General features: G+C 50.7%; 21 protein-coding genes. 6 read left to right on the forward strand and 15 right to left on the reverse strand.

Features of this window, described 5'->3' with window-relative positions; all coding sequences use genetic code 11:
* Window positions 1–215: 215 nt before the first annotated feature.
* A complete protein-coding gene (locus BTA51_RS04240) occupies window positions 216–674 on the forward strand; it encodes a DUF2489 domain-containing protein (RefSeq protein ID WP_094706180.1) in 459 nt (152 codons plus the stop codon).
* A 113-nt stretch (window positions 675–787) separates the two neighbouring features.
* Here the strand turns inward: BTA51_RS04240 and BTA51_RS04245 are convergent, their stop codons facing one another.
* The 4 genes from BTA51_RS04245 to BTA51_RS04260 form a co-directional block, all read right to left on the reverse strand.
* Window positions 788–1,039, reverse strand: coding sequence for a hypothetical protein (locus BTA51_RS04245; protein ID WP_094706181.1), 252 nt, complete (start codon window positions 1,037–1,039; stop codon window positions 788–790).
* 196 nt (window positions 1,040–1,235) lie between these two features.
* Complete coding sequence (locus tag BTA51_RS04250) at window positions 1,236–2,636, reverse strand: HDOD domain-containing protein (RefSeq protein WP_094706182.1); 1,401 nt, start codon at window positions 2,634–2,636, stop codon at window positions 1,236–1,238.
* 236 nt (window positions 2,637–2,872) lie between these two features.
* Window positions 2,873–4,942 (reverse strand): ATP-dependent DNA helicase RecG, encoded by a 2,070-nt coding sequence (recG, locus tag BTA51_RS04255; RefSeq protein ID WP_094706183.1) that lies wholly within the window; start codon window positions 4,940–4,942, stop codon window positions 2,873–2,875.
* A 40-nt stretch (window positions 4,943–4,982) separates the two neighbouring features.
* Entirely contained in the window at window positions 4,983–5,915 is a 933-nt protein-coding gene (locus BTA51_RS04260) for a hydrogen peroxide-inducible genes activator (RefSeq protein WP_094706184.1), read from the reverse strand.
* Window positions 5,916–6,138: 223 nt separating this feature from the next.
* On the opposite strand from BTA51_RS04260, the gene BTA51_RS04265 reads away from it, so the two are divergent.
* Window positions 6,139–6,990, forward strand: coding sequence for an NAD-dependent epimerase/dehydratase family protein (locus tag BTA51_RS04265; RefSeq protein ID WP_094706185.1), 852 nt, complete (start codon window positions 6,139–6,141; stop codon window positions 6,988–6,990).
* A gap of 84 nt (window positions 6,991–7,074) precedes the next feature.
* Here the strand turns inward: BTA51_RS04265 and BTA51_RS04270 are convergent, their stop codons facing one another.
* From BTA51_RS04270 to BTA51_RS04295, 6 genes are all read right to left on the reverse strand, one after another.
* Window positions 7,075–7,461, reverse strand: coding sequence for a RidA family protein (locus BTA51_RS04270; RefSeq protein WP_094706186.1), 387 nt, complete (start codon window positions 7,459–7,461; stop codon window positions 7,075–7,077).
* Window positions 7,462–7,602: 141 nt separating this feature from the next.
* Complete coding sequence (locus tag BTA51_RS04275; protein ID WP_094706187.1) at window positions 7,603–9,735, reverse strand: bifunctional (p)ppGpp synthetase/guanosine-3',5'-bis(diphosphate) 3'-pyrophosphohydrolase; 2,133 nt, start codon at window positions 9,733–9,735, stop codon at window positions 7,603–7,605.
* 230 nt (window positions 9,736–9,965) lie between these two features.
* Window positions 9,966–10,175: a DNA-directed RNA polymerase subunit omega gene (gene rpoZ, locus BTA51_RS04280; RefSeq protein ID WP_094706188.1), complete on the reverse strand. Its 210-nt coding sequence runs from the start codon at window positions 10,173–10,175 to the stop codon at window positions 9,966–9,968.
* Between the two features lie 70 nt (window positions 10,176–10,245).
* Window positions 10,246–10,872, reverse strand: a complete 627-nt coding sequence (gene gmk / locus BTA51_RS04285; RefSeq protein WP_094706189.1) for a guanylate kinase — start codon at window positions 10,870–10,872, stop codon at window positions 10,246–10,248.
* A gap of 144 nt (window positions 10,873–11,016) precedes the next feature.
* On the reverse strand, window positions 11,017–11,883 hold the full coding sequence (locus BTA51_RS04290; RefSeq protein ID WP_094706190.1) for a YicC/YloC family endoribonuclease: 867 nt from the start codon (window positions 11,881–11,883) through the stop codon (window positions 11,017–11,019).
* 219 nt (window positions 11,884–12,102) lie between these two features.
* Window positions 12,103–12,516, reverse strand: coding sequence for a hypothetical protein (locus tag BTA51_RS04295; protein WP_094706191.1), 414 nt, complete (start codon window positions 12,514–12,516; stop codon window positions 12,103–12,105).
* 251 nt (window positions 12,517–12,767) lie between these two features.
* On the opposite strand from BTA51_RS04295, the gene rph reads away from it, so the two are divergent.
* The gene (gene rph, locus BTA51_RS04300; protein ID WP_094706192.1) at window positions 12,768–13,487 is read left to right on the forward strand and encodes a ribonuclease PH; all 720 of its coding nucleotides are present in this window, start codon (window positions 12,768–12,770) and stop codon (window positions 13,485–13,487) included.
* A gap of 110 nt (window positions 13,488–13,597) precedes the next feature.
* Here rph and BTA51_RS04305 read toward each other — a convergent pair whose 3' ends face one another.
* On the reverse strand, window positions 13,598–14,371 hold the full coding sequence (locus tag BTA51_RS04305) for an exodeoxyribonuclease III (RefSeq protein WP_094706193.1): 774 nt from the start codon (window positions 14,369–14,371) through the stop codon (window positions 13,598–13,600).
* A gap of 81 nt (window positions 14,372–14,452) precedes the next feature.
* On the opposite strand from BTA51_RS04305, the gene pyrE reads away from it, so the two are divergent.
* The gene (pyrE, locus tag BTA51_RS04310; RefSeq protein ID WP_094706194.1) at window positions 14,453–15,100 is read left to right on the forward strand and encodes an orotate phosphoribosyltransferase; all 648 of its coding nucleotides are present in this window, start codon (window positions 14,453–14,455) and stop codon (window positions 15,098–15,100) included.
* Window positions 15,101–15,107: 7 nt separating this feature from the next.
* Here the strand turns inward: pyrE and BTA51_RS04315 are convergent, their stop codons facing one another.
* Window positions 15,108–15,869, reverse strand: a complete 762-nt coding sequence (locus BTA51_RS04315) for a sulfite exporter TauE/SafE family protein (protein ID WP_246840916.1) — start codon at window positions 15,867–15,869, stop codon at window positions 15,108–15,110.
* A gap of 205 nt (window positions 15,870–16,074) precedes the next feature.
* Here BTA51_RS04315 and BTA51_RS04320 point away from each other — a divergent pair, with 205 nt between their 5' ends.
* A complete protein-coding gene (locus tag BTA51_RS04320; protein ID WP_246840917.1) occupies window positions 16,075–16,596 on the forward strand; it encodes an ABC transporter ATPase in 522 nt (173 codons plus the stop codon).
* A 94-nt stretch (window positions 16,597–16,690) separates the two neighbouring features.
* Here BTA51_RS04320 and BTA51_RS04325 read toward each other — a convergent pair whose 3' ends face one another.
* Window positions 16,691–17,041 (reverse strand): hypothetical protein, encoded by a 351-nt coding sequence (locus BTA51_RS04325; RefSeq protein ID WP_094706196.1) that lies wholly within the window; start codon window positions 17,039–17,041, stop codon window positions 16,691–16,693.
* 212 nt (window positions 17,042–17,253) lie between these two features.
* Between BTA51_RS04325 and BTA51_RS04330 the strand changes: the two genes are divergently transcribed.
* On the forward strand, window positions 17,254–18,525 hold the full coding sequence (locus tag BTA51_RS04330) for an MgtC/SapB family protein (protein ID WP_094706197.1): 1,272 nt from the start codon (window positions 17,254–17,256) through the stop codon (window positions 18,523–18,525).
* Window positions 18,526–18,580: 55 nt separating this feature from the next.
* On the opposite strand, the gene BTA51_RS04335 is transcribed toward BTA51_RS04330, so the two are convergent.
* Window positions 18,581–19,561, reverse strand: coding sequence for a homoserine kinase (locus tag BTA51_RS04335; protein WP_094706198.1), 981 nt, complete (start codon window positions 19,559–19,561; stop codon window positions 18,581–18,583).
* A 51-nt stretch (window positions 19,562–19,612) separates the two neighbouring features.
* Entirely contained in the window at window positions 19,613–19,885 is a 273-nt protein-coding gene (locus BTA51_RS04340) for a DUF2782 domain-containing protein (RefSeq protein ID WP_094706199.1), read from the reverse strand.
* Window positions 19,886–19,905: the final 20 nt, after the last annotated feature.

The raw sequence follows: 19,905 nt of genomic DNA on the forward strand, positions 1-19,905 counted from the left end.
ACAGACAAACCAGTCAGTGAGCACGAGGGATTTACAGATCTTTCGCCACCCAAAGATAGCAAGGGTGTTTATCAACGGTTCCTGCAAACCATAGCATAGGACCCTGACAGCCCATGTCAGGAGAGAGACAGACTGCCTTATTGACGTTACAATAACCGACCTCAACTCTTTCTATTTTGCACCCTAGATACTGATACCAGGTTTAATTACCCGTTATGTCCACCACTACCCAATGGATATTCATACTAGCCGGCTTGGCTGCCATTCTCTGGCTACTGTGGTTTATCCGTCGGCAACATCAGAAATTGTCATTTCACAGATTGCAGGAACAGGAACAACAGGCCCGTTATCAGGATCACCGCAACAGTGCCATTGAGAGCATCCAGGTCATTGCCAGGGCGATGCTGGCTGGTCAGGTCGAACTTTCGGAGGGCTGTATCAGGGTAAAGGTCTTACTGGATTCAGTCGCCCCGGAGCTGCATGAGGATGAGCGCTTTGCCGTTTTCAACCATCTGTACAGCCAGACCCAGCATATGCCCACCCACGAAGCCCGCAAAGAAGTGGATAAGCGTTTTCTGTTCAAGCTCGACAGACAGCGCTGGCAACTGGAGAACGACCATAAAGTGGAAATCTTGACCGCATCCAAAGCACTGCTGGAACATCAATTCCACTAGAGCTGGTTTTCCTTTTTCTTACTCTTAGACTAAAAAAAGCCCCATCGGCGTGGGGCTAAGACGGGTCACAACAAAACGAAGGGTCTGGGGTTTTCAGGTTTATCAATTAACACTCAGTGCCAGTTTTGTGGAGTGATTACCCCTCTGGCGATCAATTCGTTTTCCAGCTCCGGTTCCAGCTCATGGGCAAACCGACGATAGTATTTCTGAATAATCTTATCGGTAGAAGCCGAAGTCTTATTAATCAATTCAAACCGGGCATTTTCATCTGACAGCCGAAATCTCTGCCCGCAACGGCGCCTGTATTGGAGTTCGAGTTGCTGTAAGTGATATATGCTGGCTTGACTAAAAATCATGGCTGCCATCACAGCTCCTCCTGTGTCTTCAGGCTGTTAAATAAACTATAGACACAAACTGATAAAAATGAGAACCATGTCGCAAAATAATTTTACATCACGTTACTTTTAAGCTGACGAATACGACCAAATTCAGAAAAGCACCGGATTTTCCGGTGGATTTTGAGGGACCGGGCGCGCAATGCTGAACACCCGGCTTAGAAGGCTAACGGGGCTGGGACAGGCTTGTTGCCAGTATTTTCATTTCCTCAGACAACCCTAACAGTTCCTGCATGACTTCCTCAGCACCTTCGGGTGAGAGATGCAGCAATTCCCAAGCTGACTGGGGAATAGGCTGAGCAGGCCCATCACCAATGCCCCTGCTGCGTAATAATTGGGTGGTCACATACAACAGTGCGCTGTACTGGGAGTTTTCCCCGGAATAGTAGGGATTTTTCTGGAAACGAATCCCTGTCACAACCTCATCCGGCATATTCCAGGAATACATCAATTGGCTACCAATCTGCTCCCTGGTCACTCCCAGCAGGTGCTGCTCACAGTTTTCCACATCCACGTGTTGATTGACTTCAGCATACCGGCAAATAAGTGAGAAATGCGGCGGAAATACATGTGCGAGCACCAGATATCCAAAGTTATGCAGCAAACCTGTCAGATAAGCCAGACCAAACTCAGGCCTCTTCTCCTTTGGAATGGCCGTAGCCAACGCTCCACATAGAGTGGCCGTCCATACGGACTGCTCCCAATAGGGCGTAAACCCATCCGGACTTTCCTCAGGAACATCCAGGGTGCGCCCCAAGGCCAGCCCCATTGCCAGATTCATCACCAGATCAAACCCCAATACCCGGACAATTGCATCGTGAACCGAGCGAACTTTTCCGGGTGCAGCATAGAAAGACGAGCTTGCCCAACTTACTACTTGAGCGGCAAGGCTGGGATCTGTTTCAACGATGTCTGCCAATTCAGAGATACCGGCATTGGGATCAACCCGAAGCTTGATAATTCGCTGGGCCGTTTCAGGAAGGGGAGGTAGTTCCAGAGTGTCTTCCAGTCTTTGGCAGATGCGCAGGCCGGTAAAACTCTTGATAGCCGCGTGTATCTGATCAAGGTCGTGGTGACTGTTGTCATGGTTTACCAACAGGTCCGGCAGGCTGACGCCTATCTCGAGAACCTCAGTCTGCCCCATCACCGCTTCAAACAGGCGACGGCTCATGGAAAGATAACGACCGCTGGTGGTCGAAGGTACAAAAATCTCCTCAAGGCCTTTCAAGCGTTGATCCAGTACGACCGGGAACCCGGTCAACTCCGGTAGCGCTGGAATTTCCTGCCAGTGAGCCTGCTGTTTTACCGCGTCGACTTCCGCCTTTTCCAGCGCCCTTAGCTTTCTCCCCAGTTTCTGGTTTAAAGCATCCAGGTCCAGAATGGCTTTCTCCGGCAATACAACCTGTAACCTTCCGCGGTCATCGGTCAATAGCACGGCTCTTACGCGTGAATCTTTAGGGGCTCCATTGGCAGACACTTCAACGACTCTCTCAACATCTTCAGCCAGGGAATCCTGTTTTGCAGTATGATCCTGCAATATCTGGACAACAGCAGAAGGAACGCTCATTCAGTCGTAGACCTCGTATCATGTTTCGTTATCAGCCACACTCTAACGCAAGAATGATGCCCTACTGCGGTGGTTTACTTTTACCATCTACCAGCATACGAATCACTTCTGGCGCTAAATTCCCAATTAATTGTGTGCCTTTTCATTTAGCTTAGCAGGAAACACTGACTATGCAGATGCAGTTCGCTTAATTTTTGTAAGACTATGTGTCCCTTATATTTCCACCAGGAGCTTTGTCATACTTTCCCGTAATCAACCCTCTGTCCAATCCACCGGGCAATCAGAGCACTGACAGCGTCCTGATGTTGCATAACCTGAGTTGAAATTTCCCTGACCTTCATAAGCCATTGCTGGTCACGCTGCAAATCCGCAATCCTAAACTGAATCAAGCCGGTCTGGCGGGTTCCCAGAACTTCGCCAGGCCCCCTGATTTCAAGATCTCTTTCCGCAATGACAAAACCATCATTGCTCTCCCGAAGCACCTGCAACCTCGCTTTTCCTGCCTGGGAAAGCGGTGGGTGGTAGAGCAGCACACAGTAGCTTTCATTCTGGCCCCTGCCGACCCGACCTCTTAACTGATGTAGCTGTGCCAGTCCCAGTCGCTCCGGGTTTTCAATGATCATCAGGCTGGCATTAGGGACATCCACCCCAACCTCAATCACCGTTGTCGCTACTAACAGCTGTATTTCATTGTTTTTAAAAGCCTCCATCACCTGGGCTTTTTCAGAGGGCTTCATCCGACCATGGACCAGCCCAACAGTGAGACCGGGTAGCTTTGCTTTCAGCTGCTCAGTCGTTGCTTCCGCCGCCTGGCACTGAAGCAGTTCAGATTCCTCGATCAGCGTGCATACCCAATAAGCCTGCATGCCTTTCCTGCAGACCTGCTCCACACGTTGGACAACCTCATCCCGCTTACTATCCGGGACGACTGCGGTGACCACCGGGGTACGCCCTGGGGGTAGCTCGTCAATGACCGAGGTATCCAGATCCGCATACGCACTCATGGCCAGTGTCCTTGGTATCGGGGTGGCCGTCATGATCAACTGATGCGGCACGACTCCAAGTCGTTCGCCTTTTCCCCGCAGGGCGAGTCGCTGGTGAACCCCAAAACGGTGCTGCTCATCAACGATCACTAACCCTAATCGTCCAAATGACACGTCTTCCTGAAACAGGGCATGCGTCCCGACCACTACGTTAGCGGTGCCACTCTGCATCTCCGACAGAGTTGCATTACGCTCACTTTGTTTCAGCTTTCCACTGAGCCAGACGACTTTCAGACCCAACGGCGTTAACCACTGACTGAGATTTCGGTAATGCTGCTCCGCCAGGATTTCAGTGGGGGCCATTAATGCCGCCTGATACTGATTTGCCACAGCCATTAAGGCGGCACAGGTCGCCACGACAGTTTTTCCTGAACCGACATCTCCCTGCACAAGACGTAGCATAGGAATCTGGGCACTGAGGTCTTGTTGCACTTCCTCGACCACTCTCTTTTGTGCCCCGGTCAGTTCGAAGGGCAAACTTTTCCGGAACCGGGCGATAAGTCCCGCATCATTCTTCAATGCCGGCGCCCGGTGCTGTTGAATCCGTTGCCTCAATAGCATCAGGCTAAGGTGATGTGCCAGTAACTCCTCTGCCACCAATCGCTGCTGACAGGGGTGACGACCATCTGACAACGCCATCACATTGGCATCGACCGGCGGCTGATGCAGATATCTAAGCGCCTGATTCAACTCGGGCATCTGCCATTTCTGCCGAACTTCCACAGGCAGCCAATCCTTGACAGGTTCCCGGTCCAGCCAGGTCAACGCCTGCTGGCACAACTCTCTGAGACGTTTTTGCTGCAGGCCTTCTGTAGTGGGGTAAACCGGAGTCAGATGGCTGGCGGCCTCCATCGGTTTGGTGACATCCAGCAACTCCGTCTCCGGGTGATACATTTCCAGGCCACTTCGCCCCATGCGGGCCTCACCGAATACACGAAAACGGCGGCCAGCCGTAAAACGTGATTTTTGCTGGGCAGTGAAATAGTAGTAACGGAGTCCGATTTCCCCTTCGTCGTCCCTCAGACGAACCAGAAAACTCCTCTTGCGTCCCATTTCCAACCGGCTATCCACGACCACGCCTTCAATCTGTGCAGGCAATCCGGTCCTCAGCTGGCAAATAGGAGTCACGCGAGTGCGGTCCTCATAGCGCAGAGGGAGATGAAACAGGAGATCCTGAATACTGTGCAGGTGCAGCCGCCCCAGCTTTTCAGCCAAAGCCGGGCCGACACCTTTCAATTGTGTGATAGGTTGCTGGTCAAGCACGTCTTGGTCGCAGATCTATATAGGAATGTCAGTAGTGGTATTAACCGGCCTTTTCCAGAACCCTGCATTGGCCTGCAGCCAAGGCCAACATATCAATGGCTTTGGGACGGGGAAACGTCACACGCCAGGCCAGTCCGACCGTTCGAAACGGCGCCGGACTCGCAAATGGACGAGTGGTCAGCAGTCCGCTCACATACCGATCCTCTCTGACGGCAGAACGAGGCAATACGGTAACGCCAAGCCCTGACGCGACCATATGACGAATCGTCTCCAGAGAACTTCCCTCAGTAATCAGCGTGTGAGGACGATCAGACCGACTATCCCTACCCAGCTTATCCATCCACTCAGGACAGGCTTCCAGAACCTGATCCCTGAAACAATGGCCTGGACCCAACATCAGCATTTCCTTTAACGGAATCTGCTCACTGCGGACTTCATCGTATTGGGTCAGAGGATGATCCTGCGGCATCAGCACGACAAATGGCTCATCGTAAAGGGGAAGAGTCACCACTTCCGGCTCATTAAAGGGTAATGCGACAATGATCGCGTCCAACTCCGAGTGACGGAGTTTTTCTCGCAGAACCGAAGTATAGTTCTCTTCGATATACAACGGCATTCCCGGAGCAGCGCGATGTAGCTCCGGCAGCAAATGGGGAAACAGATAAGGACCAATGGTATATATCGCCCCCACCCTTAAAGGAGTAGAAAGCTGGTCCTTGCCGGCCTGGGCAATATCCTTGATCACTCCGACCTGATCCAAAACTCGTTGCGCCTGGTCAACGACCCGGCGTCCGGTATCAGTGACGGTGATATGGCTCTTACTGCGCTCAAACAGAGTAATTCCCAGCTCATCCTCGAGCTTCTTCACTGCGACACTCAGCGTTGGCTGGCTGACATAACAACGCTCAGCAGCCCGGCCAAAATGCTTTTCTTCCGCCAATGTGACTATGTAGCGCAATTCAGTCAAAGTCATGGACTTGCACCTTCATATCCTGTCATTAGATTTTTCCATCCCTGCTCTGCGGAAATAATTGCGAGCGGCAACAAACCGCTGAGATGTATTGAGATCCAAAAGCAGGGGTGATGAACAACTTTAGCCAACCCACAACAATCGGTTGACCTTATAGTTTACTCAAATGAAACTACACCAAGTTCATAGTTAATGACTAGGATATGCCTGATTGGAGAGTGACGCAATGCACCAACCCCACCTTCTTTTACTTGGATACGGACACCTGAATCAAAAAGTCGCACATGCTTTGCACGATCGGTTCCGCATTACTGCCGTCTCACGCTCTCCGCACAAGTTCGCTGGAGGCCAGCACCTGGCCCTGGATCTAAGAAGCGATTCCCTCTCGGCACTCCCGGACACCCCAGACCTGATTCTCTTTTGTCTGACCCCAGGGCAAATTGATGAAAAGCATTATCGTCAGACATACCTGGAGGCTCTAAAGCGAGTGACCGATCACTACCGGAACAACCCGCCAAAACACTTTCTGTTTGTATCATCGACCAGTGTGTATGGACAGGATGCAGATGAGGTAGTTGATGAGGACAGCGTAACGGCTCCGGACAGTTTTTCCGGCAAAATTCTGGTTGAGGCCGAAACCTGGCTGAAGCAACAACCCTTCCCGACAACCAGTATTCGCTTTTCGGGCATTTACGGAGGGCATAGAGCCAGGCTTCTTCAACAAATTATCAATGGTGAGAAAAGTGACCAAGGCCCCAGTGGATACACCAATCGAATCCACGAGGAAGATGCCGCCAACGTACTGGTTCACCTGCTCCTGTTAGCAAATGATAAAGAGGGGGAACTGGCAGACTGCTATCTGGCCTCAGACAACGAGCCTGTCCGCATGCATGATGTGGTGGCCTGGGTTAGGACTCATACTCCCTGCCAACCAATTCAAGAACACACCGCCACCCCACGACGGACAGGCAGCAAACAATGCAGCAACCAACGCTTGAGGGAGTCTGGGTTCAAGTTTACTTACCCGGACTTCCGAGCCGGCTATGGTGAGATGATCGCCAGAATAACTAAGGTATAAGGTATCGCGCGGATCGATATTAAATAGCTTAAAAAGCAAAAGGCCGGAAATAATTCCGGCCTGGCATTCAACCGTCACGGCACCTCAGGAAGCTACCATCACCGCATCCATTTCAATTTCAGCGCCTTTCGGCAACGCTGCCACCCCAATGGCTGCACGAGCAGGAAACGGCTCCTGGAAATAAGTCGCCATGATTTCATTAACGGTAGCAAAGTTGCTGAGGTCCGTCATAAAGATATTCAGCTTGACGATATCATTCAGATCGCCGCCAGCTGCACGGCACACTGCGCGAAGGTTATCAAACACCTGCCGGGTTTGTGCGGAGAAATCCCCGCCCACCAGCTCCATGGTTTCCGGCACCAATGGAATCTGGCCTGATAGGTAGACAGTAGAGCCGACCTTGACCGCCTGGGAATAGGTTCCTATGGCTTTGGGTGCATCTTCAGTTTGGATAATGGATTTGTTTGTCATCAGATTCCTCGACTTGATCGTCCAGTGGTAATTCAACTGTCTTTTATTATCGAGCCTGAATCAGGAACTGACTAGTCCGAATACGTCACTTTCGAACTTGATAGGGTTCAATGGTCACTTATCGGACTGAGAGCGTGGATACTAATGGCGTACACGTGAGATTGATGTCACCACCAACAGATGACGCAGACGGCGCATGACTCGGGCCAGATGATTTCTTCCCTGCACTTTGATGATCAGGCTGACAACGCTGAGTTTGGCGTTTTGCTCCTCAACATTGATCTTTTCAATATTGCCGTCAGCCAGAGTCACGGCACTGGCAATTTCAGCTATCACACCACGCTGGCGCTCAACTTCAACCCGCAGAGCCACAGAAAACTCATCGGTGATATTTTTTGCCCAACTCAGGTGAACACAATGTTCCGGGTCATTCAGGTGCTTTTTGACCTTATCGCAGGTTTCCGAGTGAATCATCACTCCGCTGCCACGATTAAACAGACCAACAATAGGATCACCAGGAATCGGTTTACAGCAGTGAGCCAGTGTGAGGACCTGCCCATCCGCCCCTTCGATCATTAATGAAGGCTTGGATGTAACCTCATCGAATTGTGCAGCGTCTTCCTGATCGATGTGCTCACTATCAAACACCAACTGACGTGCCACGATATACGCCATCCGGCTTCCCAAACCAATTTCCTCCAGCAGCCTTTCCAGGCTTGGCGCTTGATTGTGCTTCAGCACATTTTCGACCTGCTGGTCACTGATCTCATCAAGACGCTTGCCGAAAGTCTGTAGGTTCTTCTTCAACAACCGTTTACCCAAAGCTCGAGCTTCGGTCTGCTGCTGTTGCTTGAGGAAGTGACGGATATTACTTTTCGCTTTCCCGGTCGCAATAAAATTCAACCACGCGGGATTAGGCTTGGCTCCGGGCGCGGTAATAATTTCCACGGTCTGGCCACTTTTCAGAGGTACACTTAATGAAGCCAGATGCTTATTGATTCGACAGGCAACCGTGGAATTGCCGATATCAGTGTGAATGGCGTACGCAAAATCTACAGGCGTGGCCCCGCCGGGTAGTTCGAGAATACGCCCTTTAGGTGTGAAGACGTATATTTCATCGGGAAACAGATCGAACTTCACATGCTCGATAAATTCCAGGGAGTCATCTGCACGCTCCCGCATCTCCATCAGGTCTTTAACCCATTTCTGCGCCCGGATATGCTGCGACTTGCCGATCTTGGAATCGTCTTCTTTATAGAGCCAATGTGCAGCGATCCCGGTATTGGCCACCCGGTCCATCTCCTCGGTACGTATCTGGATTTCTATATTGACATGGGAACCGAACAATGTGGTGTGGATGGACTGATAGCCATTGGCTTTGGGCAGGGCAATATAATCCTTAAAGCGCCCCGGTACCGGTTTGTATTCACCATGCACCAACCCGAGGAGCCGGTAACAGCTATCCACTGAGTCAGTAATAATCCGGAAAGCGTAAACATCCATAATATCGTGAAAGGAGCGTCGCTTTGCTTTCATCTTCTGATAAATACTGTGAAGATGCTTCTCCCTTCCCAAAATCCTGCCAGGAATGCCGCGCTCCTTCATACGAGCTTCGAGCTTGTGGCGGATTTCTTCAATGACTTCATAGTGGGAACCACGAAGTTTCCGGACGGCCTCCTGAATATAGCGGGCACGCATCGGAAACATGGCCTGAAACCCCAGATCCTCAAGCTCAATGCATATGGTGTGGATACCGAGTCGATTGGCTATCGGGGCATATATATCGAGAGTTTCTGTCGCGATGCGTCGTCGCTTATCAGGACGCAGCGGCCCCAGCGTTCTCATGTTGTGTAGCCGGTCAGCCAGCTTAACCAGAATGACCCGGATATCCTTGGCCATGGCCAACGTCATTTTCTGGAAGTTTTCCGCCTGGGCTTCCGCCTTGGATTTGAATTCAATCTGCGTCAGCTTACTGACACCGTCCACCAGCTCGGCAATTGACTCACCAAACTGACTGGAAATAGCGTCTTTGGGAATTCCTGTATCTTCAATGACATCATGCAGCATAGCTGCGGACAGACACTGGTGATCCAATTGCAGATCAGCCAGCACATTGGCAACGGCCAGGGGATGGGTAATGTAAGGTTCGCCACTTTGCCGATACTGCCCCTCATGGGCTTGCTCAGCATAATAAAATGCACGCTTGACTATATTGATATGGCCGTCATCAAGATAGTGTTTTAGTCGTTCCGCAAGCGCATCTATGGTCGGCACACAATTCCCGCAAAGTTACAATCTGGTACACAACGATGTCTCAACTGCCCCAATATGGGGAGCAGACACTTATAACTTTCAATATAAAGATAAAGCCCGAAAATTCAAGGGCAAAGAGATGTGGCGACTGATTGGAAATGTCTATCCGGGCGATGATCCATCGCCCGGAAACAGCTCGATGCCACAGATGAGTCCGAAAAACGGACTACAACCACCGAACCGATGGGGAATTATTCTTCTTCGTTATCCAGCAATTGCGGGGTGACCAAGCCTTCGGCGATCTCGCGCAGGGCGACAACTGTAGGCTTGTCGTTTTCCCATTCCACTTTTGGATCTTTACCTTCAGTGGCAATCTGGCGAGCGCGCTTGGTCGCCACCATAACCAGTTCAAAACGGTTAGCTACATTTTCCAGACAATCTTCAACGGTTACACGTGCCATAACACACCACTTTTCATGTAAATCTTAGGAGGAGTGGGCTTCACCCACCTGAAGGACCGCGTAGTTTATGCTACTCGGACACAGTTGACAACATTTTGCTCAATTGTGCTGCGTGACGAACACTCTGAGCTTCAAGTGTCAGCCGTTCAGCGCAGAATATGGATTGCAGGTCTTTCAGCGCCTGATCGAAGTCATCATTCACCACCAGATAGTTGAATTCACCATAGTGAGAGATTTCTTCTGCCGCTTCCTGCAATCGACGAGCAATGACGTCGGCAGCATCCTGTCCACGGCCTTCCAGCCTTTGCTTTAGCGCTTCCAGAGACGGCGGGAGAATAAAAATAGATCGGGCTTCAGGTCGCAGGCGTCTTACTTGCTGGGCACCCTGCCAATCGATTTCGAGGATAACGTCTATCCCCTGCTCAATCGCCTGATCGACCCATTGCTGGGAGGTGCCATAGAAATTTCCAAACACTTCCGCATGCTCAAGAAACCCCTGTTTTTCTACACCTTCAAGAAACTCTTCCCTGGAAACGAAGAAGTAGTTCACACCATTTTCTTCCCCCGGACGCATCGGGCGAGTGGTGTGAGAGACAGACACTTTGAGTTGGTCATCCTGCTTCAACAGCGCAGCCACCAGACTGGTCTTGCCTGCGCCGGAAGGGGCGGAAATTATAAACAATCGGCCTTTCGCCATGATAATCAGTCTTCCTGTAAATTCCTAAACACTACGCGCTTTGACGATCTCAGCTCCCGAGACCGCTACTGCTAAAGGGCGCGCATTATAGCGTTTAAACAGGATTTGTGCGCGCCAACTATTGATCCATTCCTATCTGCAGCATTATTCGATGTTCTGGACCTGTTCCCGCATTTGCTCGATCAGAACTTTCAACTCCACAGCAAACTGGGTGGTTTCTGTCACCAGGGATTTAGAGGAAAGCGTATTCGCCTCCCGATTCAGCTCCTGCATAAGAAAATCCAGGCGTCGGCCAACAGGCTCTTTTTTGGTCAACACATCCTTGACCTCATGAACGTGGGCTTCCAGACGATCGAGTTCCTCCGCCACGTCCGCCTTTTGTGACACCATCACCAGCTCCTGCTCAAGTCTGGTGGGGTCCACGTCCAGTTGAAGTTCTTCAAAGCGGGATTTCAGCGCTTCATTCTGACGCTCCAGAATGTGAGGCATTTTCTCTCTCACCTTTTCGACAATCCCCGCAATGCTGTTCAGGCGATCATCCAACATGGGATGAATTCGTCCACCTTCCCGTTCGCGAGTATCAACCAACTGCGAGAGAGCCTGATTGAACAGGTTGACAGCTTCTTCCTTCACCGGTTCCAGATCTGTTTCCTCACTGACCATAACCCCAGGCCAGTTGATAAAATCAAAGGCATTAATATGGGCTGGATTATCCAATAACCGGTTAATCTGATTGACCGCGTGGTTAAGCTCCGCCGCCAACTCCACATTCACACTAAAGCTGCCGCTACCCTGGGCTTCCGGCTGGAACTTCAGCTGGCATTCCAACTTTCCGCGCTGCACATAATGTCTGAGACGATCCCTCAGCGCAGGTTCAATATCCCTTAAAGCTTCAGGGATTCGGAATACCGGCTCGAGGTAGCGGTGATTCACAGAACGCAGTTCCCAGGTCAGAGTTCCCCACTCGCCTCGGGCATCCTGCCGGGCATATGCTGTCATACTGCGAATCATAATTTCTCCACCTTTGTTCCTGTGTTTAACGACAACGGCTGCAACGCCGCAAATTGATGCCAACTTAATAATGGAAACCGGAGACTGTCAACCTGCAGCCGACACACAAACAGATTATTTTTCTACAAGCGCTTCCGATAATCCGCAGTCACCTGCAACCGCCCGCAGGCATCTATAAATTACCCGCGAGCTGCCATAACCTTCTGCAGGCTCCCACAGCTAACTGTGATTGTAGTCTCCATCGGATGATACATCCCAAAATTCGACCTTTCCCTGTTCAAACACATTTCCTGAAGAGACTACCTGTCGGATGATAAAGATGTTATCCATTGGGACATGAGTTCGCCGACTGATCGCCTGGGCGATCGCTCCCAGCATCAATTCAACGCGCGACTGACTGAACACATCCGCCGTAATCATTTCCACTTGAATGGGATGACTTTCATTTTCCTGAAGACCTGCCGCCCTTCCCTGGTGAGCATAATGTCCAGGGGACCAGTACTCCCAGCTGAGATATACCTGATCCACACTGACAGCGACAGTTTCTGCAAACTCTTTGCTAATGCCCTCCAGCACACGTGCAATATCGGTATCCTGTGCTAGAGGCAAGGATTTGATTCGAATAACGGGCATTTAAACCTCCAGTAAAACATTGAGGCATTAAAATAAGCAACCTGATTGTCACGCTATCAACGTCTGTATGCAATGACTAATCATTACACTCAATCTGGAATCAAAAAGAGAGGTGAAGTCCCATGGGTTTCAATTGTCTGGACTGCACGGAACTCATGTCGACATGCACTGGATCATGTTACAATTTTGGCCCTTTGTATGACGGGTGGAAAACCACCTGAATCCAGTCACCCAACTGTTGAGATAAATTTATGAGACCCAGTGGACGCCTCCCAAACCAGCTGAGAGAGATACGCATCACCCGGAATTACACCAAGCATGCGGAAGGTTCTGTGCTGATAGAGTTCGGAGACACCAAGGTCATCTGCACAGCATCCGTGGAGACAGGCGTACCTCGATTCTTAAGGGGCGAAGACCAGGGATGGGTGACAGCGGAATACGGCATGTTGCCCCGTGCGACAGGAACTCGTAACCAGCGGGAGTCAGCTCGAGGCAAGCAACAGGGTAGAACAGTGGAAATCCAGCGCCTGATCGGCCGTTCCCTGAGAGCAGCCCTGGACCTGAAAAAAATGCCGGACATTTCCATCACCGTTGATTGCGACGTAATTCAGGCAGACGGCGGAACACGCACAGCCTCAATCACCGGCGGCTATGTAGCCCTGGCTTTGGCGATTCAGGGACAAATGCAAAAAGGCCTGATTAAACAAGATCCCTTGCAGCACAAGGTGGCAGCAATCTCTGTTGGTGTATTTGAAGGCACTCCGGTTTTGGATCTCGACTATGCCGAGGACTCAAAAGCAGAAACCGACATGAACGTTATCATGACCGATGAAACCGGATTTATCGAAATTCAGGGCACCGCAGAAGGTGCGCCGTTCAGCGAATCTGAACTCAGCGCCATGTTGAACTTGGCCAAAGAGGGGATGCAGGAAATTTTTGCGATTCAGGAAAACGCCATTAAAGGTGAATAGATCCTACAGGGAGACCTGAGGGCAAAGGCAAAAAAGGGCAGCTTCCGCTGCCCTTTTTCATTTTGGACTGTATTCCGCAATTCTGACTGAATTCCAGGCTTACCATGTCCTCAATACTCAATATCATAATCCACGATCAATGGAGCGTGATCGGAGAAGCGGGTTTCCGTATCAATCCAGGCTCTCTTGATAGCGCCTTTCAATCCGGCAGTAGCGATTTGGTAATCCGTCCGCCAACCTGCGTGCTTGCGCCAGCCCTCGGCAGCTTCCGGCCACCAGGTATACTGGTTCTTCTCTTTATTCATTCGGCGGAAGGCATCGATATAGCCCATCTCATCGAACACTTCATCAAACCAGCCACGCTCCTGCGGCAAAAACCCGGAGACTTCCAGCTTGTGATAACGGCTGCTGGCATCCGTCACCAGATGAGCAGTCTGAAAATTACCACAGAATAAAAACTGGCGACGCTTACGCAGAGTTTTCTTCAAGTGATTACCAAATGCTTCCAGGAAGTCCTCTTTCTCCTGCTGCTTGGACTCATCCATCAGTGCACAGGGCACCATCACCGAGGCCACACTGACCGCTTCAAAGTCAGCCTGCAAAAATGCACCATTCATGTCCGCCGGCGCATAGGCAAAACCCATCATAATCGCCTTGGGAATCTGGCGGGTATAAATTCCTACACCGCCGTCGGCCAGTTCCGCTGCATCGAGAAAATAGGCTTCATAGCCCTCCGGCCGAAACTCCGGTTCGTCCAACTCGTAGACTCGCATTCGATGATCCTGAACGCACACTACGTCAGCGTCCAGCTCCTGCATCCACTCGAAGAAACCTTCGGCAGCGGCGCGCTTGAGCCCGTTTACGCTGATTGTTACTACCCTCATAGATGTTACCTATAAAAATTTGCGTGTATCATACCTAATTCGTATTTCGTGCAAAAGAACTCAGGGGCAATCGAGACTCTAATGCTTACTTATCAAAAATCTTTTATCCAATTCGCCATTGACCGGAAAGTCCTGAAATTCGGTCAGTTCACCCTGAAGTCCGGCCGGCAGAGTCCGTATTTCTTCAATGCAGGCCTGTTTAACACGTCAATGGCATTAGCCCAGCTTGGCAATTTTTATGCCGAGGCCCTGATCAACAGTCAAATCGAGTATGATCTGTTGTTCGGCCCTGCCTATAAGGGTATCCCCCTAGTTTCCGCGCTGGCCGTGGCTATGGCTGACAAACACCAAAGCGATATTCCTTACGCCTTTAACCGCAAAGAAGCCAAAACCCATGGCGAGGGTGGCTCCATTGTTGGCGCACCATTACAGGGCAAGGTGCTGATTGTCGACGACGTTATCACCGCCGGCACAGCAATCCGCGAGGTCATCGATATCATTAAAGCCGAAGGGGCCGAACCCGCCGGCGTCCTGATAGCATTGGACCGTCAGGAGCGTGGTCAGAAAGAACTGTCCGCCATACAGGAAATAGAGCAACAATACCAGATTCCTGTACAAGCCATTATCCAGCTGGATCAAGTTCTAGAGTTTCTTAAGACAGATTCCGAACTGGCCCAGTACTATGAACAAGTTGCTGAATATCGCAATCAGTACGGTATCAAAGTCTGAACCTGCATTACTGTGGCAGGCTCAAAGCCCGCCACAGTAAACTCAATCCGACCACTATGGTCAACACTTCAAAACATCGCTTAACCAGTTTGTTACCTTTGGCAATTGACCAATGGGCGCCAATATAGCCCCCTGCCAGAGCCCCCAAGACCAATACCGGCAGCCAGTCCCACTTCACTGGCGCCTGCATTGCCAACACCAACGCTCCGGTACCATTCCAGAACATTCCTACCAGAATCAGTGTATAGGCCACCGCCAACTGGTAGCTCAGCCCAAACCAGGCTACTAACCATATCGTGACAAACAGCCCTGTACCAGAGGTTATTGAACCATTGAGACCACCAATCAAAAATAGTCCGAGTCCGCCAACCAGATAACCCGGAACCCCCAGCTGTCGGGGTCGGTCTTCCATCCCAAGCCTGGGAGAAAACATGGAGTACAACCCCAACCCTAAGGTAAAACCTCCCAATACGGCTTGAGCCCAATGATCAGGGACCTTTAGAATGACATTGGCGCCCAGAACCACCCCTGGCAATCCAGCGGCTAACATATAGAATGAGAATTTTAACGATATTTTCTTTTCGCGAAGATGACGGTAGGTGGCACCCACCCCCAATGCAACGCTGGCGATCTTATGTGTGGCAAGCGCTGGAGCAAATCCGAGCCCGAGAAAGATGAGGGCCGGAAGCTGCAACAATCCGGCCCCACCACCGGCAAGCGCCGAAAGTCCGTTGGCAATCAGGGAAATAACGAATAACATTAGATACATGAAAAAAAGCTGGCTCATACTATTTTGGACGACTCAACATCTGGCCAGATTGAAGTTCTCATATTGGCCTTTTGATACCATGAAGTTATTTTCCACTATAAAAACAATTTCTCTTGCAAGCCTGTTCACCTGCGTTTTATGCCTCTCCGAACTGGCTGACGCAAAATCCTTGCTCTATCGCTACCGTGATGACAACGGAGTCATCGTGCTTGGCAATTCAATCCCCCCCGAATATGCCCGCAAGGGATACCAGATTGTGGACACCTTCGGTCGAGTGGTGAAAGATGTTCCTCCCGCCCTGACACCGGAACAGATTGCTGAGCAGGAACGCCTGAAGAAAGAAAAAGCTCGTCAGGAAGAACTGGCCCGACAGCAGGAAGAAGCGGACCGCACCCTGCTGAGATTGTATAGCCACCCTGGTGACGCCAGGCGGGCACGGGACCGCAGACTCCAGGAACTGGATGCCCTCATCAATCTCAAGCGCAAAAAAATCGAAGCCAATGACAAAAAAATTGTCGACCTGGAATCCCGTGCAGCTGACGCAGAGCGGGCAGGCAAAAAGGTTCCCGAGCAGATTCTCCACGAAATTGAACGCCTAAGCGAGCAGAAAAGCACCATGGAGAATGAAATTCAGAGCCATCAAAAGGATCGGAACGATATAGTCGAGGACTTCGACGAGCAAATTGAACGCTTGGAATATCTGATGAAACAACTTCACAGAAACTAGACGTCAACTCTCCAAACGTTACTCATTTTAACCTCCGTGATAAGAGGCATAAAAAAAGAGCGCCTTTCGGCGCTCTTTATCAGCCCCGATTGAATCAGGCTGCAGCTTCGGCTGCTTTAGCTGCCGTCTTGGCAGGCGCTTTTTTAGCTGCAGGCTTTTTCTTAGCCGGTGCTTTTTTCTCTTCCGGTTCAAATTTGCTAACCAGATCAGAAGTGTAGTCGTTGAGCAGTTTGTTCCACTCGTTCAACTTGGTGTATACCGTATCCAATGCTTTATCGTGAATTTCACGGACGGACTTAACGGAAAATGTCTTGGCCTCTTCTTCCAGCTTTTCCGCATAGTCAAATGGCTTGGCAGCCAGAGCCCGATGTTGTTCTTCGAAACTTTTGATGCCTTTTTCAACAGCTTGCTGAAGTTGTTCTTGATAAGATTTCAATTTGCTCATTTTGGTCTCCTACCATGGTCAATGGTGACTTTGAACCGTAACGGCTCTTGCTTTTTCATCGGCTTACAATACGTACTAAAATTAGAATAATCATACTAAAGGCAAAGAGAATGCAGCGGCACAGAAGGCCGGGACCTCCGTTGATTCAATGAGAAAATATTCTCAGTACCACCGCATGCAACAACTTGCCGACCAACCATCGGAAATCGCCCATGCCAGAGTTTCTGAACTCCTATAGCCCTTTACCTCATTTCTTTATTGCCAGCCTGCTAGGGCTGATGGTCGGCGTTCAACGCGGCTGGGTGAAACGTGAATTGGATCCGGGTTACCGGGTTGCCGGCGTCAGAACCTACACTCTGATAGCTTTGCTTGGAGCCATCAGTACCTGGCTTGGCCAGCTCATCGGTTTCTGGATGCTCGGGGTCAGCTACCTGTGCCTCACCATTGTTTTGGTATCCGCCTATATCACCAGCCAACGAACAAGACTGGACATGAGCATCACCAGCCTGATGGCCAGCCAATTAACGTTTGTCTTCGGTGCTCTGGCTATGCTGGAGTACTTTACTGTGGCAGCCGTTTGTGCCGTCGTGACCACCTTTTTGCTGGACATGAAAGCAGAGATGCACGGCCTGCTGAAAAAGATTCGTGACGAAGAACTGGACGCAGGCCTTAAGCTGCTGGTAATGACATTGGTCATGCTCCCCATCCTGCCCAATGAAGGGTATGGTCCCTGGGGGGCAATCAACCCCTACGAAATCTGGTGGATGGTTGTGCTGGTCAGCAGTATCTCTTTTGCAGGATATTTTGCCATTAAAATTGGCGGGGCAACTCGTGGCGTACTGCTGACAGGATTGTTTGCCGGCCTAAGCTCTTCAACAGCATTGACTCTGCACTTTTCCAAGCTGGCTCGTGAGAATCCTGAGTTAAACCGACTGCTGGCCGCCGGCATTCTGATCGCGTGCGGAACGATGTTTCCCCGGCTCTGGTTCATCCTCTATATCGTTAATCCGCCTCTGGCCTGGGCGCTTCTCTCCCCTCTGGCAGTCATGGGAGTCTGCACCTATGTGCCGGCGTTTGTTTTTTGGAGTCGCCAGAATCAGGTGAGTGTTGCCCAGCCCACCTTGAAGCAAAATCCGCTGGAACTCTCATCCGCACTTTTGTTCGGTATTATCCTGCTCATTATCGTCTTGCTATCCCATGCGCTAAGAGAAGCCTTTGGGGACCAGGGGATTTATATCCTCTCAGCACTATCAGGAATTACAGATGTTGATGCCATCAGCCTGTCTCTGGCACGAATGAGCAAGGCAGCAGAAGGAATAACGACCTCTACAGCGGCGTGGGGCATTCTGATCGCCGCAATCGTCAACTCGCTGGTGAAAGGAGGCTTGGCCTGGAGTCTCGGTAAAACCGGATTGGGGGGTAGGGTGTTGGGCGCCATGATAATCGTGGCCCTATCCGGCGTTATCACGGTTGTGTTTAGCTAAATCCGGTTAGCTGAATCCGCAAGGCAAACCTGGATCCAGCTATTTGGCAGGTCCACTAGTTCTTGGTAATGGCAGGAAAAACCTGTGCTCGGGCAGCGAGCAGCTTTTCCTTCATTTCATCGGGATTCTTAAAGACCTCTCCCTGTTCCGCCTGACTTTGATAACCGCCTCCATGCAAACTGATCAACCGGGATATCCAGAATCTCAAAGCTGCCAGCCTTAACGCGCTGGACCACTGAGCCTTTTCTCCTGCGGTAAGAGGTCGCTTCGAATCGTAGCCGGACACAAATGCTTTCAGTCTTTCAGTGTCGTAACCTTTTCCCAACTCGTAACACCAGTCATTACATGCCACAGCCAGGTCCATCAACCAGTAGTCATGGCAAGCATGATAGAAATCGATGATGCCGCTGACCTTTTCGTGATCGAACAATATATTGTCGACAAACAAGTCGCCGTGTATCCAGCCTTTGGGAGCATCGCCCCATTCAGCCTGTTGATCATGCTGAAACTGAATTTCACTCTTCAGTAACGCAGCATCATCAGACTCAAGATGTGCTTCCAGTGCGCGCTGATGATTTTCCAACCAACCCTGATCGCGCACCACCGCACGGTACTCGCCAATATTCTCAGCGGCCAGATGTAACTCTGCGATCAATTGTCCGACTCGATGGCATTGTTCCTCTGATGGGCTCTCCAACTGACGACCGGATACTCTAGGCACCAAAATGCACTTCTTCCCGGCAACCGTCTGAATGGATTTCCCCTCACGATCTGCCAATGCTGCAGGAACAGGCACCCCAGCCGCGGCAAGTTGCTGCGTCAGGGAAACAAAGATAGGGAGTTCTTCCGGGCTGACCATCTCGAACAGGGTCAGCACCCAGCGGCTGATACCGGCTTCAGTCTGCACATCCACGAAATAGTTGGTGTTTTCTATGCCTGCAGAAATCCCCTCAAACAGACGGACTTCAGGACCTACAAAATATTTCTCCAACAGTGACTGCAGCTGTTCCTCACTGACCTTGGTAAAAACCGCCATACCAACCTTTTTGAATCAAACCAATAATTCACTCACACCATTCAAGAGGGGCTACCACTCCAGAATTTTCCAACTGGGAACCACCACGCTAGACGTGTCAGAGCGCTCAAATTCGCCGCCATCGGCGGGGACGAGATAGTAAGCCGGACCGATCTTGGGCACAACCTTGATTTCCACCAATTGACCATTCACCCGATATTCGTATACGGTCTTGTCCTCACCATAGCGTATCTTGATATCCGCCTCCTCTTCTGCCCACGACACTCCTGTGCCCAACAACGCCAAAATCAGAACAATACAAACTTTACGAATCACAAACGACATTGGTAATCTTCCTCACAGCC

The organism is Hahella sp. CCB-MM4 (assembly GCF_002260525.1).
GTDB lineage: Bacteria > Pseudomonadota > Gammaproteobacteria > Pseudomonadales > Oleiphilaceae > Hahella.

Coding starts and splice junctions, on each gene's coding strand:
- BTA51_RS04330 (WP_094706197.1), top strand. CDS start 17,254: ATGCCAGAGTTTCTGAACTCCTATAGCCCTTTACCTCATTTCTTTATT.
- BTA51_RS04335 (WP_094706198.1), bottom strand. CDS start 19,561: ATGGCGGTTTTTACCAAGGTCAGTGAGGAACAGCTGCAGTCACTGTTG.
- BTA51_RS04245 (WP_094706181.1), bottom strand. CDS start 1,039: ATGGCAGCCATGATTTTTAGTCAAGCCAGCATATATCACTTACAGCAA.
- BTA51_RS04290 (WP_094706190.1), bottom strand. CDS start 11,883: ATGATTCGCAGTATGACAGCATATGCCCGGCAGGATGCCCGAGGCGAG.
- BTA51_RS04270 (WP_094706186.1), bottom strand. CDS start 7,461: ATGACAAACAAATCCATTATCCAAACTGAAGATGCACCCAAAGCCATA.
- rpoZ (WP_094706188.1), bottom strand. CDS start 10,175: ATGGCACGTGTAACCGTTGAAGATTGTCTGGAAAATGTAGCTAACCGT.
- BTA51_RS04265 (WP_094706185.1), top strand. CDS start 6,139: ATGCACCAACCCCACCTTCTTTTACTTGGATACGGACACCTGAATCAA.
- BTA51_RS04315 (WP_246840916.1), bottom strand. CDS start 15,869: ATGTATCTAATGTTATTCGTTATTTCCCTGATTGCCAACGGACTTTCG.
- BTA51_RS04340 (WP_094706199.1), bottom strand. CDS start 19,885: ATGTCGTTTGTGATTCGTAAAGTTTGTATTGTTCTGATTTTGGCGTTG.
- gmk (WP_094706189.1), bottom strand. CDS start 10,872: ATGGCGAAAGGCCGATTGTTTATAATTTCCGCCCCTTCCGGCGCAGGC.
- pyrE (WP_094706194.1), top strand. CDS start 14,453: ATGCTTACTTATCAAAAATCTTTTATCCAATTCGCCATTGACCGGAAA.
- BTA51_RS04325 (WP_094706196.1), bottom strand. CDS start 17,041: ATGAGCAAATTGAAATCTTATCAAGAACAACTTCAGCAAGCTGTTGAA.
- rph (WP_094706192.1), top strand. CDS start 12,768: ATGAGACCCAGTGGACGCCTCCCAAACCAGCTGAGAGAGATACGCATC.
- BTA51_RS04240 (WP_094706180.1), top strand. CDS start 216: ATGTCCACCACTACCCAATGGATATTCATACTAGCCGGCTTGGCTGCC.
- BTA51_RS04295 (WP_094706191.1), bottom strand. CDS start 12,516: ATGCCCGTTATTCGAATCAAATCCTTGCCTCTAGCACAGGATACCGAT.
- BTA51_RS04260 (WP_094706184.1), bottom strand. CDS start 5,915: ATGACTTTGACTGAATTGCGCTACATAGTCACATTGGCGGAAGAAAAG.
- BTA51_RS04305 (WP_094706193.1), bottom strand. CDS start 14,371: ATGAGGGTAGTAACAATCAGCGTAAACGGGCTCAAGCGCGCCGCTGCC.
- BTA51_RS04250 (WP_094706182.1), bottom strand. CDS start 2,636: ATGAGCGTTCCTTCTGCTGTTGTCCAGATATTGCAGGATCATACTGCA.